Genomic DNA, 17,347 nt, shown 5'->3' with positions numbered 1-17,347 from the left:
TGGCTTCACAAACAAGCCATGTCCTTCTTACTATGCCTTAAGCAAGATTAATTTCTTTTATCAGTTCGAGTGGTATCTTAGGCTTCCGATCTTCTGTAAGCAATCCGTTGACTTCCTGTTGAACATCGGTTATTTGCGTATAACAATATCCACTAATGTAATCCGTATCTTTAATCGCTTGTGTAATGTTCCTAAAGCGCTCGATAAAGGCTTCCTCATTTTCAACCTGATTCCCATAGCCCCACCCTTTCCCTGTATTAAAAGCGATACCTCCGAATTCAGTGATCATAATCGGTTGGCCACGATAGGCGTATCCTTGGGCCATGGCGTATTTCCCGTTATTGAATGAGAATTCATTGTTCAGGAGTCCATCTTTGTCTATATAACGCTTTAAGAATGCAGAGCCTTTCTCCTCATAATCATGTAATGTCAAGATGTCAGAAACGGTGTGCTCCCAGCCATCATTTACGATAACAGGCCGATGCGGGTCTAGTGATTTGGTCAAGTGATAGATGCTTTCCGTAAACTTTTGTTGTCTCACGTTGGTGTAAATTTGTGCGATCCCCCATGATTCATTAAAAGGTACCCATGTCACAATACTAGGGTGATTGTACTGCTGGCGGACAATCTCCACCCATTCCGATGTGAACGTATCAATAGCCTCATCGTTAAACTCAAAAGTTGCCGCCATTTCGGACCAGACCAGCACACCTTTCACATCACACCAGTAAAGGAATCGGGCATCTTCAATCTTCATATGCTTCCTTACCCCGTTGTAACCCATAGCTAAAATTGCATCAATGTCTTCAATCAACGCCTCCTCCGATGGCGGAGTCAAGTGACTGTCTGGCCAGTAGCCCTGGTCGAGAATAAGACGTTGATATATCGGCGTATTGTTGAGGAGCACTTTTCCTTTTTCAATCGAAATTTTTCTCATACCGAAGTAAGAGTATACATGATCAATGATGATATCATCTTCATAAAGGATAAATTCCACATCGTATAAGTTTGGGTTTTGCGGTGACCATGCTAGTTTCTTCCAAGGCCCATTCGCCTCATGTAATAAATTCATATCCAGTTGGAGCCATGGGCGATCGATAACCAGACTCGATTGCTTAAGAACTTTATCCTTCAAGCTAATCCGAGTTTCCAGACGAAGTTGTTTCGATTTGGCAGCCATGTGAGCCTGATATTCAAAGCGAACTGAATAATTATCGAGATCAGGCGTCATCTTAACAGATTTTAAATACGAGGCCGCTACAAACTCTACCCACACACTTTGCCAAATCCCTGTTGTCTGCACATAAAAGCACTCAAAATTATCATCAACCCATCGCTGCTTGCCTCTTGGCTGTGTGCAGCTTTGTGAGTCTTCCGCTTTCAACACGAGGGTATTGGATTCGCCAAATCTAAGATACGGTGTAATGTCAAAAGAAAAAGCAGTGTATCCCCCTTGATGTTGTCCGACCATAGTTCCATTAACCCATAGCTTGGCTAAATAATCTACGGCCTGAAAATGAAGGATAACACGGTTCCCTTCTTGCTCCTTCGGGATATCCAAAGCACGCTCATACCACACATTCGGATGAAACTTCTCTTCTCCAATCCCACTCGCCTTCGTTTCGTACGTGAATGGAACTGTTATTTTGTGATCTCCGTTAAGCTGTTTATACCATTTTTCTTTTTCCCCTACATAATCATCGTCAAAACGAAAATCCCATTCCCCGTTCAAATTGAGCCAAGAATCACGAACGAATTGAGGTCTTGGATAATCTTTGATATACATCTTAGTTGTCATAACTACACTCCTCTATCTTCTCTGTATTTACAACTACGCATTTCATTTCGAAACAGAAACTTTATGAAAAATAATATCGGAATGGTTGGAAAGTAGACCGATTTTCCCATGTGTATAAGCTTTCGGATCATGATAATCGAGAACAGGATCCGTTGATCCGTTCCAATATACACGTATTCGATTGCCGGTAACCTGAACGTTCATTCGATAGCTCGTATCTTTTTGAATCGTTAGAGGCACGGTTTTCAAAATCTCCTGTTTTCCGTAATTCACTTTTTTCAACGAAAGTCCGTCTTGGTTCACAGACGCATAATAACCTGTGAAGGCATCTTGCACTTGATGCGGATAGTAAGATTCATGAACAGATCTGATCAGCAAGCCTGCATCGCTTGTCGGTATCGTGGGGAAATGGAACTCCGCATCCATCCGGTAATCCGTCCAGTCTTCACTTCCCGCGAATGTTTTTATATATTCATGAGAGCGAGTTTCATAACCGCCATCTACAGGAATCCACATGCCCACCATACCCTTAGGCACATTGTCTATTGGGGAGAACGCTTCATCACCCGGATAGAACGTCATCGTCTTGAACGAAAGCGAACCTTGGACAACTTTGATTTTCAGGTTTGCGTAGCCTTGTTTCAATACCATACTCCCGATGCGTGTTCGTTCCCAAGTTTGATCCGCTTTGTTCCGCTTTGGTACGATAAACCGCTTCTTTTCTGCTCCAGCAGCTATTTCTATCGTTGTCTCCGCATCCGATGGCAGCATATCCAAATCTATGCCGTAGGTTCCTGCCTGCTTCACCTGTATAGGGTACTGCAGCCAATCTCCGGCCTTCGGCAAAACAGCTGCCATACTGCCATCATCCGCTGCAATTCCTCGATGCTCATTGGCTAAGGAATCTGAATAGCCACGGTTCTTATCTTTCAAATAATGTACTGCTTCGATACTCCCTGGGATAGGTTTGAAGGTTTCATAATCACTGCTTCCACCCGCATCATTGCTATAAGCCGTAAACAACATAGCAGGAGCGGACTTCGATGCAGAAGCATAGATGTAACCAATTTTACCTCCGGCACTCTGCCTATCTACCTCTAGCTTATGCATATTGTCCCAATAAACCTGAATCTTGCCATTTACACTTGTTACCCGAATCGTATGCAGTTTTGTTAGGTCCGTTTCCTTTGGGATTTGAGCTTTACCCACAAGGACCATCTTACCCTTATTAACCCGCTGTACGATGAGCTCATGACTTTGCGAATCCACGTCCGTAAACATAAAATTTCGCTCATTCTCGTATGCAAATACAACGCCTATATGGGAAGAGCTTTCGTCAGTCGACAATGCGTGGAAATTATACTCAGCTGTAAATGCCTGTTCCGTTTTAGAGTCACTCACGACAATCGTTTTATCACGCAATTGCTCTTGTTTCCAACCAGCCGTACTTCCGGGAACTACTTCTTTGGCCGAAAAGTCAGGCATTTTGGCAACAGGACGGGCCATTGCGAAGGTAGGACCGAGTAGAGACATACGATCCCCATTAAACTGCAAACGGTCGATATTAAGCTTGCGTACAGGCGGGCCTGACGTCGATGCGCCTTCCAGATTGTGATACACCAAATAATAGGAATCCAGATCGGGCCCTAGAACAGTAGAACTGTGACCTAGTCCATTAAATTCATCGTCCGTGCTGATCACGAATGGATTGTTTTCCAGCGTCCGATAAGGACCTAAGGGGCCTTGGTCTGAAATCGAATATTGCATTCGATAACCTGTGCTGAAGACATGATTACCGGTATAGGTAATTAGGTATTTCCCTTCTCTTTTCCAGATCGATGAGCCTTCTGTCCAGTGCTGCAAATAGGCTTCCGGGATCAGCTTATCGGGGCCAAACGTATAAGGATCTGACATTTCGTTAGCCATAATGCCTCGATTGGAAGCATGTGTAAAGTACCATTTCCCATCGTCATCAATAAATACAGAGCCATCGATCGACATCCCCAGATTATCCGTTTGGACCGTAAAAGGGCCTGTGGGACTCTGGCTGCGGAGCACATAATGACCGCCGCCTCCCGGTGAGGTGTACATGTAGAAGTAACCGTTCCAGTAGACAACCTCCGGCGCATACGCCCCTTTTGTTATTAGCTCCTCGGTAACGAGTCCTTCCGGCTTCCAATTCACTAAATCCGCAGAACTCCACGCTTTTACTCCAATTTGATCATCCTGGGTACTGCAGTACAAATAGTACATACCGTTGTAACGGAGAACGAATGGATCGCCAATACCATAATCCTCCCACTCTTCAGCTAACTCCATGGGATTACTATAAGTGGGAACTTGACGCCAACGTTCGAGTTCCATTCCCTTAGGTCCCTCTCCCTGACATGAGGTTAGAAAAAACCCAAAACATATCGTCACCATTACGCTCACCAATCTCTTCAATGATTTACACCTTCCGATTTCAAAGCGAACTTCGCACCCAATTTAGTCCTTATCGTGATTCGAATGAAAAAGCTAATCAGCAGTAGAATACCAATATCAAACCAAAAACCCTCCAGCGCGCTTAACATAAGCTGCTCCTGATTGTGTTTTAACGTAAAAATCATGATATTGCTCAGAAGCAGATAGAGCAGCACATTTTGACCTAAGACTCGTAAAAAGCTCGTATATTTCATATTAATAACCAGCACTTTCGCAGCTAGGTAGTACACATACACTAAGAAAGCGGAGCTTAAAATCCAATAGATGGATGGTGGAAATCGTTCAGGAAACCCCTGTTTCGCTAGTACGTATGTGATGAATATGCCAGAAGCAGCTAAGGAACCTATGAAAATTCTCCAGCTCCAACCCAGCTTGTAGCGTGCGGCATACATCCCAATCAAGTAGTAGGGAAAATATTGCACTACGGGAAAAGAAGCAAACTTTCTTGTGCCAATCAATAGCCCTAACTGATTCACAGTCACTTTGTCATAAGGGAGATACGTAGTAATTAGCAGCAATAAAACGACCACCCAAAATTTGAACTTTCGCTCAACCAACCAAATTAATGGCTTAAATAATACCAACCCGACCAACATGATAAGTGAAAAAGAAATCAGAAACTCCGACCAACCAGGAATATCTTGAAGAATCAGAATAGGCTTGATTGTGCTCCAATTTAGGGGCTTTCGATCTAAGAACAAGCGATAATAAGTACCTGAAATATAAAAAGCAATTAGCGTTTTCAACGCGGTTGACAGCATTCTTCCGTATACTGCTTTGAACGGTTTATTATAATAGGCTAATTGGCCAACGTAACCGAAACTAAATACGAAACCTGTAAACGTGACAATATTAACAACATCGATCACTCGTTGTGCTCCCGTAAAGACCACGGGATTGCTGAAAAATTGCAAGATATGACAGTACACCATCCCGATGACCAATAACCCTTTAAAGATGTCGATGCTGTAATCTCTTTCTTTATTCATGGATTACCCCTTTATACCCGAGAAGCTCAGACCTTTTACAATTTGCCGCTCGAAGAACAAGAACGCGACCATGACAGGAATAGATGCTACCGAGTTAATGGCCATAGGTCTTACATAATCTTCCGAGTACTGTGTCATAAGGGTGGGAATCCCCATCGGCAGTGTAAATAATTCTTCTGAAGTAATCGCAATGAAAGGCCATAGGAAGTTGTTCCACTGAGCAATAAACGTAAGAATTACAATGGAAGCCAAGGCAGGCTTAGCAAGCGGCATTACAATGCTGGCGTAAATCCTTAACTTGCTTCCCCCATCCATCTCAGCGCTTTCCAGCAGCTCATTGGGAACCGCGTCAAAAAAGCTTTTCAATACAACAACTGCGAATGGAGAAGCCACCGCCGGTAAAATTAATCCTTGATAAGAATCTAACAGCCCTAGTTCCTTCACGACCTGATAAAGCGAAATCAGAATCGCTTCGCCTGGGATCAATAGACCAGCCAAGATCAAGACGAACATGAACTTTTGATAACGGAACTTAATTTTGGACAAGGCGAATGCACTCAGAGAAGAAACCAACAGCGTTAGCATTGTAACGGCACTAGCAACCACAAGAGAGTTGAACATCCACCTTACCAGTGACGTTTCTTGAAAAATATACGCGTATGCATCAAAGGTGTAAGGCGGTTTATACCAATCCAGTACACCTGTAATCTTCATACCTTCATCTTTAATAGAAACAATTAGCATCCATGAGATGGGAACAAGAAAAAACAGGGCAAGAAGCACCGATAATGATAAGCGAAGAGCCCGCATCTTAGATCGCCTCCTTCTTCGCACTCATTCTCAATTGGATCAACGACAAGACAAGGAGTATGGCAAATAGCGCATACGACATGGTAGCTGCATAACCCATATGGTTGTTTTTGATGCCTTCCTCGTAAATATACTGAATAATTGGCCGTGTATCTGTACCCGGTCCGCCGCGAGTAATGATGTAAATTTGCAAAAACACTTTATACGAAGCAATAATTTGAAGCAGTAATATCGTTTTTGTAATAGGACCTAATAGTGGAAGCGTCATTCGAAAAAACATTTGTCTTTCCGAAGCGCCGTCGAGTCTCCCGGCTTCATAAATATCATCTGGAATATCCTGCATAGCCGATAAGTACAGAATCATGTTAACCCCAACAGTCCACCAAAGTGTAATGGCCGTAATGGCAATCCAGGCAAGAGATGATTCAGTCAACCAAAATATCTCTTGATCTACCGAAAGAATACCAACTAATTTAAGTAAATTATTCAGAAAGCCTGTGTAAGGCTGTATAACAAAAAGACCTACATACGAAACGACAGATACAGATAATACACTCGGCAAGAAAAAGACGTTGCGGAAAAATTTCTGAAGTCTCGTTTTTTGATTGGCAATGACCGCGAGCAGTAGAGCAAATATAAGCATGCTAGGCGTAGATAAGATAACAAAGTACGTTGAGTTCCAGAGCGCACGCCAAAAATTTGCATCCTGTACCATAGCGATATAATTATTAAGGCCAACAAAATCCATCTTTTTAATTAGCGTCCAGTCGTACAGACTCATCTGCAGTCCTTTGATCATCGGGAATAACGTAAACACGGAGTATAAGGCAAGAAAAGGCAAAAGAAATAGAAAAGCCAGGATGTCCAGCCGCCACTGCTTTGTTTTCGTTTGTGACCGGACGGTGACCGATTTTTTATTCAAATCAATTTCATTTGTACTCATGTAGTATCGCACCTCTCTTTCTTGAAAGTAACAAGCTTGAAGTAGGATACTCCAAGCTTGTTATCTAGTTTAATAGCATTTATTTAGAGAGCAATGTTTTTAACTCACCATCAATCTTCTTAAACACAGCATCCGTCGGGGTTTTATTCAACCAAATTTCATCCAAATATTTTTTCAAAACATCATTCTTAGGCCATGTTTTATCTGATACCTTAGGGAATACCACATCACCAGCTACACTTGCATAGTCACTGCGGTATTTAAGAGCTTTGTATTCTGCTGTATCGAAAACAGATTTGTTGGCAGGAATGTGTCCTGCTTTTGCCCAAACTTGGCCGCCTTTTTCAGCAACATAGTTGGCAAACGTCAATGCAGCTTCGCGCTTCTTAGGATCTTCCTTCGCGGTCACTGGCAAGATGATGGTGTGGGAATCTCCCCATGTTTTCGAATTTCCAAAGATATTAGGAATTGGCATAGCACCGAAATCAAGATCTTTGGTCGTTTCCCAAATTCCTGTAGCCCACACGCCTGTCATCATGATGGCACCCTTGCCGCTTTGGAACGTTTTGTAAAAGTCAGGATCCTGCGGTTTAATTACTTTACTTGTATAATATAAGTCCTTGATATAGTTTGCCGCTTTAATTGCCTTATCCGTATCAATCGCAGGTGTTTTGCCGTCATCCGAAATAACATCATTTCCGCCTTGTTGGGAATAGAGCGCCCACCATAAGCGGTATGGATCATCCGCATTATTAGAAAAAGCGAATGGTGTTACATCTTTAGGAAGCTTATCTTTCAGCGTTGTTAAGAATTTGACGAAGCCATCAGCACCTGATTCAATTGTAGGTTTGCCATCAGTGCCCAGCACTCCAGCTGTTTGTAAATGCTTCTTATTGTAGTACATGATGAAAGGATGCGTATCGATCGGTACCGCATAATGCTTTCCATTCACTGTAGCGGAACTCAAAATATTGCTGTTATAGTTATCCCAGTTGAGATTAATGGCCTTACCAGTCGTATCTAGTTCAGTTACTACTCCCGCTTTAATTAGTTCAGGTAATTTGGATGTATGGGAAACCCCGATATCCGGACCTTTTCCACCAGACACACCAGTCAAGAGCTTGGTGTAATATTCTGCCCACTCCAATTTGACGTTCTTGATTGAAATATTATCCTGCGATTTATTAAAAGAACTAATGATCTGATCCATGTACTCGCCATCGCCGCCCCCAAACAGCGTCCAGAATACAAGCTCTGTTTTCTTGCCTCCGGTATTTTCCGGTTTCGTCGTCTCTGCTGCCTTTTCAGTGCTGATCGGAGTTGCGCTTGAACCACCGTTACTTGAGCAACCTACCAATAGGGATACTAACATTGTGGCGCCTAGCATTGACGTTAAACCTTTTTTTGTTTTCAATTCAATCGCTCCCTTTTTAATTTGGAAGATACAAAACAGTAATTTTGTATTACAACCATTTTTTTGTATCTTATTAGAGAATAATAACGCTTACATAACATAATGTCAACGTTTATTTTAATATTATTGTACGTAATGGCAATTTTCATCTTATTAATACACTTTTTTTGTACAAAAAGATAGGTCAACACAGTATTGTTGTTTGTATGACCTTATTCCCCATCATTTAAACCGTATAGAACACTTTCATGACGATCCCTTGTTCATAATCCCCAAATTTGTTACCGAATAAGTTCATACCGCCCTTATGTTTCGCATCATCTTTCACGCCTAATCTTAAATCAATGAAGCTATTATTTCCAAGCACTAATTGATGCAAATTGACCGAAGACACTTGAACGTTATCAATTGCGGTCATGGTACCATCCACACTCAACGTTTTTAGCAATCCAAACTGGGTCGAAATTTCTTGCCACCATCCTGGGTTTAACTTCCCTTTTCGCCCTCCGAAATCGCCCGGCGAGGTCCAAGTTCCCACATCGACCCCGTTCACCCAAAACGAAATATCAGATGGCCAGTTGTTATCATAATTTGGAGCTTCTGAGCAGATTTCAAAACTGAACTGGACGGATTGAATTTTAGCACCTTTCGGAAGTTCCAACGGAAAACGGTAATCAACGAATCCTTTGCGGAACCAGATGATTTGTGCAGAAAAGCGATCGGGATGAAAGAAGCCGGCAGGCGAATCTTCCTGAATAATCATTTTCTCCGTATTGGCCATCCCACAGGTAGGCGACACCTGGCAATTCGTAAAGTATCCGATGGGCATTTCGATCTCATAGCAGTTTTTATCCGGCTGTACATGATAGAACTGTGAATTTAATATGATATGGATGTCATGGTAAGTTCGCGTACATACTTTCATAGCTCCGCGTGTCGCCGGCAGCAGCTCAGTTTCAATGAGTCGAGCCTTTTCTAATATCTTCACATTGGAAGCTGCGGTGGATACAGGGATCTGAAGCGCGTCAGCAATTTCATTTATATTCAACTTCTTTGTATTTAACAGTTGGATGATGTTGACCCTTAAATCAGTGGATAATGCATGGGCTACAAGAACAAGCTCATCTGGATTTTCTATATTTAATTCTAGCATCGAATTCACTCCCGAATTTTTGTATGAATACATATATCATATAATAAATGGAGGTATACGTCCATGGATGCATATTCATGAAATATATAGCATTAAAAAAACCAGTCCGAACACTGAAAAAAGTGTTGACTGGCTTTTTTTATTTCACACAGCGGAAACCGATGTTTCCTGTAGAACTATCCGGCGTATTTTTGCTTCTTGCCGCTACCCGGTAGCGATTACAGTAAGACTTATGACATAGATAAGATCCCCCGCGAAGCACTCGGTTATCACCAGATGACGGACCGAGCGGGTTAACTTTGGAGCTATTCAGATGATATGTCGGGCTGAACCAATCCGCGCACCATTCCCACACGTTGCCAGATACGTTATACAACCCGTATCCGTTCGGCTCAAACGAATTCACTGGTGCTGTTCCTGCAAATCCATCGCTTTGATTGTTTTTATCCGGAAACTTTCCCTGCCAAATGTTACAGCGGTGAACACCTCCCGGCTTTAATTCGTCTCCCCATGGATATCGTTTCTGTTCCAGCCCGCCGCGAGCGGCATATTCCCACTCCGCTTCCGTTGGCAACCGCTTTCCCGCCCACCGGCAGTATGCCGTCGCGTCATTCCAGGAGACGTGGATAACCGGATGATTCAGACGCTCTTCAATGCTGGAATCCGGCCCCTCCGGATGCCTCCAATCAGAGCCTTCCACTACCAACCACCAGGGTGTATGCTGCACTTTGATTTTCACCTTCGCGGCTGTTTCCGGAGAAACAAACAGATGGAACACAAACGACCAACCGAATTTCTCCGCTTCAGTAACATATCCGGTAGCTTCGACGAATGTGTGAAATTCTGCATTCGTAACGGCACACGGATCGATATAGAAGGAGCTGATCTCTACTGTACGGATAGGTCCTTCGCCATCCGCAGGAAAACCTTCCCCATCATCCGTCCCCATCAGAAAAGAGCCGCCCGGCAAATAAATCATGTTATCTTTAGACGTTCTAGCAGTTATATCCAACGCGCCGGATTTCCGTTCAAGCTTACCCACTTTCACGAAACCTGTTTCTAACTGGTTTCTTCCTGCACCGCAGCAGGATGGTTTGGAAGAAGTATGTTCTGACATCCCCTATGCCTCACTTTCTATTTATGCGTGCCAAATGCGTGGCATGGGCATCGATTCTTTTCCCAACTCCGCCCAAGCGTATTTCAAAAGCAATTCGGATTTAAGTGCAGCGTGCTGCGGCTCATCCCAAAGGTTATTAAGCTCTCCGGGATCTTCTTGAAGGTCGAAGATTTCACCGTAGGTTTGATTATAGTATACCGTGATTTTATACCGTTCATCGACATACGTCTTCTGATGAATGGTCGTTGGCTCGTGCCGAAACTCGCAAACGGTATGATTTCTGGCTTCCGGTTGTGTACCGAGCCAGACACCGCTTTGATCCACCCCTGTCATTACTGGAGGAATCGGAATACCGGAAAGCGACAGGAAGGTGGGCGCAAGGTCGACAAGCGATTGAATCGCCGGGGAAACACGGCCTTCCGGGACGTGGGCGGGATAACGGACAATAAAGGGCAGCTTGATCAAATCTTCATAGTGAAAGCCGCCCTTGTACTGCAGCCCATGCTGACCAAAGAAGTGCCCATGGTCCGTCGTAAACACGACAATCGTGTTGTCTGCAAGACCAAGCTCATCCAGCTTATTGAGAATTTTGCCGATATATTTGTCCATACAGCTGATCATTCCGTAATAAGTCGCTACCAGTTTTTTACGTTCGTCCGGGGATTGCAGAGAATGAGATTGGTAGCCATGAATCCCTTGGCCGGTTTCGCGCCATGCGGAGAAATCAGGATTCTCCTCCTGTGTCATCCGGAAGTGCGGCGGATTCCGGTCATGCTCTCCTGGGGTGACCACTGGTATCGTAAGCTGGTCCGGATCATACATCGTATCCCAAGGCTCCGGCACGAGATAATCCGGATGCGGATCGAAGAAGCTCGACCATAAGAAAAATGGCTCGTTATTCTCCTTGTACTGCTCGAGCATAGCATTTGACCTTTCAGCGATCCAAGTATTGTAGTGAAACTCTTCCGGTATCGGCCATTTGTGCATAATGCTTTTATCCATTGTGCCGGTTGGGGGGAGAAAATAATCACGCCAATTCTTGCAGCCCTTCTCCTCCATCCAAATGGCATAATGCTGGCCTACATGTGCTTCATTTGTATGATTTCGGGCTAACTCCACATGGTCAAAGCCATAGAAAGGCCCCGTAAATTTTCTCCAGATATCCAAATCCTGAAGTAGCGGGTATGCTTCAAGCGAAGGATACTCATCTGTACCGCGCAGGGGTTGAAAGTGAGCCTTACCGATCAAAGCTGTTTGAAAACCGTTCTTGTTGAAATCCTCTCCTACGGTATGCCGATCTTCCAGCAGCTTAGTGCCGAGTGTCCACGCCCCGTGTTGACTCGGATACATGCCGGTAATGATCGACGATCGGGTCGGAGTACAGGTCGGATTCGGACAATATGCTCTCGTAAACGTCGTCCCTTCCCTAACCAATCGGTCCAGATTAGGGGTATGGATTTCCTCGTTAAACGCTCCTATTGTATTCCAATGCTGCTGGTCGCTGGTGATAAGCAAAATGTTGGGTCTGGTCAAAATCTTCAGCTCCTTTAATATACATATAATTCGTTGTATAAATGGTATACTAAACTTTACGATCTGAAAATAACAAGATGATTTGACTTGTCATTTTGTCTTCAAAATTCAAAAAAAGGTGATGTGTATGCAGGAATACGCTCATGAATACGCCGATATCTGGTATGCCCTTCCTACCCCGCTGCAGACCTCAGGAGGCTGCTGGATTGTGAGGGCAGGCCGAAACAGGGCCAAGCCTCATTATGAAGTCGGACCGAAAATCATTCGTCAATTCGGATTTCATCTTGTGCTGAGTGGTACCCTAAAAGTGTCGGAAGGCAAAGTGGAGGTCGTTCTGGAAAAAGGCGACGTATTCTGTCTCTTTCCGGGCCGCTCCTATTCGTACCGCTCCTTATCAGAGGACAAGTCGCCGCTTCAAATGGCTTGGCTGGCAGTGGATGGACCCCAGGCTTCATTGCTGCTTGCTGAAGCAGGGCTTTCGCCGGAATCGTTCTTTGGCAGACAATTGATGGACCATCGGGTGTGGGGAACGCTTCGCCTAATTTTCCAGGGCTATGAAACAGAGAATTTGGACCCGTTGAAGGAACAAAGCTTGTTAATGGAACTTTTTTGGAGATTGAAGAAGCAGTCGTCGCTGTCAGTAAAAAAAGATCCGAAACGCCATTGGCTGGTAAGAGTAAAAGACTACTTGGAACTCCACAGTACCGAGCAAATAACGATCGAAACGGCTGCCAAGTACGCTGGAGTTCATCGTTCGCATCTGTATGCTTCCTTCATGGAAGCATACGGCTGTTCCCCCATGCAGTACCTGCAGCAGCTTCGAATGGAAAGAGGCGCTCAGCTGCTCAAGGAAAGCCGTCTTGCGGTAACTGAAATCGCACTTTCCCTCGGTTATCCTGATTTGTATTCGTTCAGCCGGGCATTTACGAAATATTACGGGTTATCCCCGAAAACATTCCGTGGTTAGGGAGCGAACCTCGTAAAATGACAAGAATAATCACCTTCTCCTGTGCAGATAGGCCACAGAAGAGGGTGATTATGTTGTTTATTCCGCCGGATTCGGCGTCACTATGAAGTTATCGATTAAGCTTTCACTGTTGAAGCTTCTAACCCCTATTTTGCCATGCGTGAAAACCGTCCCGCTCTGATCCGTGTAATCAATTAGGGGTTTTTCCATGTCCCCAACATAAACCTTGATCCTAGTGCCGCTCGTAACTACCTTCATATGCTGCCAATTCCCAACCGTGCCTGCTAGTGCCGTTCCGGTCAAGTACTGGAAGTTATAATTGAATTTGCCCAGATGCACGCCATCTGTGGTCAGGTATGCGATGTAGCCCTGAAGGAAATCGTTTCTGTTCTGCCCCAATAACGTTCCGTCAGCGGGATTGTTTACACGAAAAATGATGCCAGCGTTACCTCCCGCTTGCGTATTTGCGCCCAACTTGATATCCGTCTCCACGATATAGTCCGACCAGCTGCTGTCACCGATAACCGATTTCGGATACCCTTTCGGCTGCGATTTGTATACGCCTTGTTTAGGAACGATCGGGTCATTGTGGAAACGGAAGCTGTAAAAGTCGAACTCGCCGGTTACAATTTCCACCTTGATGGTGTGATTGCCTGCGGGAAGGGTAACTCCTTCTTTCGTTACCGTCATCCATTCATGAAAGCCGCTGGTGTTTGGAACATTGATAATACCTGTAAGGTCGGTTGTATCATCAAGCCAAAGTCTGACTTGACTGCCAGCCATGCCTGTAGCTACTCGCAAATCCAGCTTGTATGAACCTGCTTCGGCGACATTCACATTGTATTTCATCCATTCACCGGTCTGGTTCCAACCCGTCGTGAACCCTTCCGGGAGCATACGGATATCGACGGCATCGGTACGGAATAGACGACCAATATTGTCCGGTGTGTTGTCATGGTACGCGACCCCTTCCCCTCCATTCATGTAATCCACGGCAAGAACGGTCCCGGGAAGCATCTGGGATTCATTTAAAGTATTAAACGAGAGACTAGCGAAATCATATTCGCCCTGGACGATTTCAACCTTAATGGTATGGTCACCTTCCGGAAGCGTTAAGTCTCCAAGCTTGACGTTTCTCCAGTTATTCCATCCTCCGGTATTGGGAATATCAACGACCCCAGTTAAATCGATCGTATCATCAAGCCATAACCGGACTTTCCCGCCGTCAAGCCCCGTTGCGATCCGGGCACTGACGTCATAGGCAGCGGGCTTGGCAACGCTCACGTTATACTTCAACCACTCGCCGGTCTGGTTCCAACCGACGTTCCAGCCACCTTTCGGATTGACGCGAATGTCAACCGCATCCTTGCGATATTGGCCGCCGATATTCGTTGACGTATTGTCATGGAAACCGACACCCTCGCCACCTGTGTTATAATGAACGGCTTCGACAACGCCCGGAATTGATTTGGGTACGTCGAAGGAAACGAACTTCAGCCTCGCGAAGTCATACTCGCCTTTAACCGTTTCGAAGGTAATCGCATGCCGGCCCTCCGGCAAATAGACGCCTTCGGTTACGGTTGTCTGCCAATTGTTCCAGCCCCCGGTACTCGGAATATTGATCGCACCGGTCAGATCCGTATAATCGTCCAGCCATATACGCGCTTGATTATCGTTGAACGTGGTTGCTGCCGTTACTTCGATCTTATACATTCCCGCGCGTTTCACGTCGATGTTGTATTTGAGCCATTCGCCAGCCTGGTTCCATCCGACGTTAAGACTGTTGAAATTATTGTTCGTACGGATATCGACGGAATCGCCTCGATAGGCACCGCCGATGTTTTCAGGCGTATTATCATGGTAGGCTATACCTTCACCGCCCGTATTGTAGAAAGGCGCTTCGATGATACCCGGGACCGGCTTGGGAATGTCAAACGGAGTTGCTTCCCCGGTATCTACCCGCCAGCCCTGTTCGAATTTCATCCAGTCAGAATCGTTGCCGTCATTGAAATCATCGGATAGGGGGATCGCTGCAGCGGAGCGGCCCAACTTCAGAGAGGCAACATCAAACGCCCCCCCGACGGCTATCACTTTGAGCTTATGCAGCCCTTGCGGAAGCTTGACATCCTTTATCACCAGATTGTTCCATTGATCCGCACCGCCTGTCGAAGGAAGCCGTACCATGTCCGTCAGTTCGGTTGATTCATCGAGTTCAAGCTTCACTCGCGCATCGGCTGCTGCGGCATACCTGATTACGACATCATAGGTACCCGCTTCGGATACATTTACGTTATATGACAAATTCCCCTTATTGAACAATGCGACATGGTAACCGCCATCCGGATCTTCGGCGATTTTGGATTGATCGGCATTGCCATCGGACTTGCCATTTCCATTTGGGTTGAAATGAACGGCCTGGATCTCGCCGGGAATCGGCTTGTAAGCGGCGTTGGCGCTGTTTCCGCCCACCTTATTGCTAAACGCGACATATCCGAAATCCGCATGGGCATCCGTTGTCGTGTAACCGATCTTGCCCTTGCCAAGACGTTCGACGGGACGGGTTTGTTTCAACATGCCGTCTACATGGATGCGATAGTCGGAGCCCTCCTTCTCCACACGGATCTGATGCCATTTCGTATAATTATAGCCATCTGGAAGAGGAGTAGTTACCCGGTCTGTATCCTTGCCATCCACGCGGAACACGGTCTCCAAACGATTTTGTTTGGGGTTAAGCACGGCAATACCATAATTGTTCTCATTCGTGTAGGAGAATACTGCACCCATCAGCGGGTTCGCACTGTTCCCCTTATCTGATTGCTTCAGGTTGAACTCCGCCGTGAAGTTGTCATCCGTCGCTTTCTGGGATAGAAGTTTATGAGATTGTTCCGGTTCACCCATTGCATCTTGATACAATGTACTACCGTCCCGGATTCCCCAATTTCCTCCGCCTACAACCCTCCAATCATCACCCAGTCCATTTCTTTGGAACCGGTCACTGAACTCAGGCATTGCCGGGTCGGGCTGTTCGGATGTCGTGGGACCCAGCACGAGCAACTTATCCCCGTTCCATACGATTCGGTCCAGGTTCAGATTTCGCCCCGGTTTGGCATGACTGTGGTATACCATATAATCGGAGTCCAGATCGGGACCACGAACAATGGAGTTATGCCCAAGCCCGACATGGTCTCCTTCCGTATCGAGAAGAATCGGGTTCTGGGATGTGGCTGGCACGAAACCCGTAACCGGATTCGTGCTGCTTGCATAATCCACCCTATATGCATCGCTCCATATGTGGTTTCCGGTATATGTCATATAGTATTTTCCATTGCGTTTGATTAACGTCGGACCCTCGGTCCAACCCTTCATCACGGCTCCCGTATTCACTTTCTCTCCGAACGTATACGGATCGGACATCGGACGAACGTCGATATTGCCATTGCCCGTGCTGTAGAAGTACCATTGTCCGTCATCGTCAATGAATACGTGCCCGTCAATGCCATTTACCTTGTTGCCCGTTTGGGCTGTAAAGGGACCTGTAGGACTTGAGCTCTTCAGCACGCGATGACCTCGCTGCGTGGTACCGTCATCCCGAAGCAGAGCCGTATACATGTAAAAATCGCCGTTCCAGTAAACAACCTCAGGGGCATAGGCTCCCATAGTAACAGGTTCCTCAGCGCACAGTCCGCGATATTCCCAATGCAACAGGTCTTCCGACGACCAAACCTTCACACCCGGCTTATCGTCTACCGTACTGGTGTATAGATAGTAGACTCCGTTAAATTTCAGGATGAACGGATCGCCTTCCCCATAAAAATTCCCATTTTCCCAACGCCATGAGTCCGGAACGATTTGCGGATTGCTGTAAGAGAATCCTGATGCAGGAAAAGAAAAGAGTAAGACAAAAGCAAGCAGTCCCATCAACCATTTTTTCATTTATAATCAGCTCCTATTCATTGGGATTCATGAGAGTACCAGGATCGCTGGAAAGACCGTCGCCCTTGTTCGACAGGACCACGGCATCGCTGCCGTCAGGCGTTATTCCCGAACGAATGACCGGATTGCCGTCGCGAACATCATGAACGGCTTCCATCGCGCCGGGTACCGGTTTGATCGCCTTCATATCTTTAATCTGTAGCATC

12 protein-coding genes are annotated in these 17,347 nt (G+C 45.6%); 1 reads left to right on the top strand and 11 read right to left on the bottom strand.

The genetic code is table 11. The annotated features are described in order from the left end of the window. Positions 1 to 37: 37 nt before the first annotated feature. The 9 genes from QFZ78_RS34935 to QFZ78_RS34895 all read right to left on the bottom strand — a co-directional run bounded on the left by QFZ78_RS34935 (position 38) and on the right by QFZ78_RS34895 (position 12,244). Positions 38 to 1,798, bottom strand: coding sequence for a glycoside hydrolase family 2 protein (locus QFZ78_RS34935; protein ID WP_307554221.1), 1,761 nt, complete (start codon positions 1,796 to 1,798; stop codon positions 38 to 40). A 42-nt stretch (positions 1,799 to 1,840) separates the two neighbouring features. Continuing rightward, on the bottom strand, positions 1,841 to 4,162 hold the full coding sequence (locus QFZ78_RS34930; RefSeq protein ID WP_307554219.1) for a family 43 glycosylhydrolase: 2,322 nt from the start codon (positions 4,160 to 4,162) through the stop codon (positions 1,841 to 1,843). A gap of 77 nt (positions 4,163 to 4,239) precedes the next feature. Continuing rightward, entirely contained in the window at positions 4,240 to 5,271 is a 1,032-nt protein-coding gene (locus tag QFZ78_RS34925; protein ID WP_307554217.1) for an acyltransferase family protein, read from the bottom strand. Positions 5,272 to 5,274: 3 nt separating this feature from the next. Then, a complete protein-coding gene (locus QFZ78_RS34920) occupies positions 5,275 to 6,081 on the bottom strand; it encodes a carbohydrate ABC transporter permease (RefSeq protein ID WP_307554215.1) in 807 nt (268 codons plus the stop codon). Position 6,082: 1 nt separating this feature from the next. Then, positions 6,083 to 7,024, bottom strand: a complete 942-nt coding sequence (locus QFZ78_RS34915; protein ID WP_307554213.1) for a carbohydrate ABC transporter permease — start codon at positions 7,022 to 7,024, stop codon at positions 6,083 to 6,085. A gap of 79 nt (positions 7,025 to 7,103) precedes the next feature. Next, positions 7,104 to 8,438: an ABC transporter substrate-binding protein gene (locus QFZ78_RS34910; protein WP_307554212.1), complete on the bottom strand. Its 1,335-nt coding sequence runs from the start codon at positions 8,436 to 8,438 to the stop codon at positions 7,104 to 7,106. A 226-nt stretch (positions 8,439 to 8,664) separates the two neighbouring features. Next, positions 8,665 to 9,591 (bottom strand): ArsR/SmtB family transcription factor, encoded by a 927-nt coding sequence (locus QFZ78_RS34905; protein WP_307554210.1) that lies wholly within the window; start codon positions 9,589 to 9,591, stop codon positions 8,665 to 8,667. Between the two features lie 139 nt (positions 9,592 to 9,730). Continuing rightward, positions 9,731 to 10,708 (bottom strand): formylglycine-generating enzyme family protein, encoded by a 978-nt coding sequence (locus QFZ78_RS34900; protein ID WP_307554208.1) that lies wholly within the window; start codon positions 10,706 to 10,708, stop codon positions 9,731 to 9,733. Between the two features lie 21 nt (positions 10,709 to 10,729). Further along, positions 10,730 to 12,244 carry a sulfatase family protein gene (locus QFZ78_RS34895; protein ID WP_307556048.1) on the bottom strand — a complete coding sequence of 505 codons (1,515 nt, stop codon included), beginning with the start codon at positions 12,242 to 12,244 and terminating at the stop codon, positions 10,730 to 10,732. A 124-nt stretch (positions 12,245 to 12,368) separates the two neighbouring features. Between QFZ78_RS34895 and QFZ78_RS34890 the strand changes: the two genes are divergently transcribed. After that, positions 12,369 to 13,208 carry an AraC family transcriptional regulator gene (locus tag QFZ78_RS34890; RefSeq protein ID WP_307554206.1) on the top strand — a complete coding sequence of 280 codons (840 nt, stop codon included), beginning with the start codon at positions 12,369 to 12,371 and terminating at the stop codon, positions 13,206 to 13,208. A 78-nt stretch (positions 13,209 to 13,286) separates the two neighbouring features. On the opposite strand, the gene QFZ78_RS34885 is transcribed toward QFZ78_RS34890, so the two are convergent. Together QFZ78_RS34885 and QFZ78_RS34880 are read right to left on the bottom strand one after the other, a co-directional pair. Next, a complete protein-coding gene (locus tag QFZ78_RS34885; protein WP_307554204.1) occupies positions 13,287 to 17,141 on the bottom strand; it encodes a carbohydrate-binding protein in 3,855 nt (1,284 codons plus the stop codon). Positions 17,142 to 17,154: 13 nt separating this feature from the next. Further along, entirely contained in the window at positions 17,155 to 17,346 is a 192-nt protein-coding gene (locus QFZ78_RS34880; RefSeq protein ID WP_307554202.1) for a hypothetical protein, read from the bottom strand. Position 17,347: the final 1 nt, after the last annotated feature.

Origin of the sequence: Paenibacillus sp. V4I5, assembly GCF_030817255.1 — a bacterium.
Lineage (GTDB): Bacteria > Bacillota > Bacilli > Paenibacillales > NBRC-103111 > Paenibacillus_E.
This window is presented reverse-complemented; position numbering and strand designations above follow the sequence as displayed.

Excerpts from the sequence above, each read along its gene's own strand:
- QFZ78_RS34935 (WP_307554221.1), bottom strand. The coding sequence starts at position 1,798 with ATGACAACTAAGATGTATATCAAAGATTATCCAAGACCTCAATTCGTT.
- QFZ78_RS34930 (WP_307554219.1), bottom strand. The coding sequence starts at position 4,162 with ATGGAACTCGAACGTTGGCGTCAAGTTCCCACTTATAGTAATCCCATG.
- QFZ78_RS34925 (WP_307554217.1), bottom strand. The coding sequence starts at position 5,271 with ATGAATAAAGAAAGAGATTACAGCATCGACATCTTTAAAGGGTTATTG.
- QFZ78_RS34920 (WP_307554215.1), bottom strand. The coding sequence starts at position 6,081 with ATGCGGGCTCTTCGCTTATCATTATCGGTGCTTCTTGCCCTGTTTTTT.
- QFZ78_RS34915 (WP_307554213.1), bottom strand. The coding sequence starts at position 7,024 with ATGAGTACAAATGAAATTGATTTGAATAAAAAATCGGTCACCGTCCGG.
- QFZ78_RS34905 (WP_307554210.1), bottom strand. The coding sequence starts at position 9,591 with ATGCTAGAATTAAATATAGAAAATCCAGATGAGCTTGTTCTTGTAGCC.
- QFZ78_RS34900 (WP_307554208.1), bottom strand. The coding sequence starts at position 10,708 with ATGTCAGAACATACTTCTTCCAAACCATCCTGCTGCGGTGCAGGAAGA.
- QFZ78_RS34890 (WP_307554206.1), top strand. The coding sequence starts at position 12,369 with ATGCAGGAATACGCTCATGAATACGCCGATATCTGGTATGCCCTTCCT.
- QFZ78_RS34885 (WP_307554204.1), bottom strand. The coding sequence starts at position 17,141 with ATGAAAAAATGGTTGATGGGACTGCTTGCTTTTGTCTTACTCTTTTCT.
- QFZ78_RS34880 (WP_307554202.1), bottom strand. The coding sequence starts at position 17,346 with ATGCTACAGATTAAAGATATGAAGGCGATCAAACCGGTACCCGGCGCG.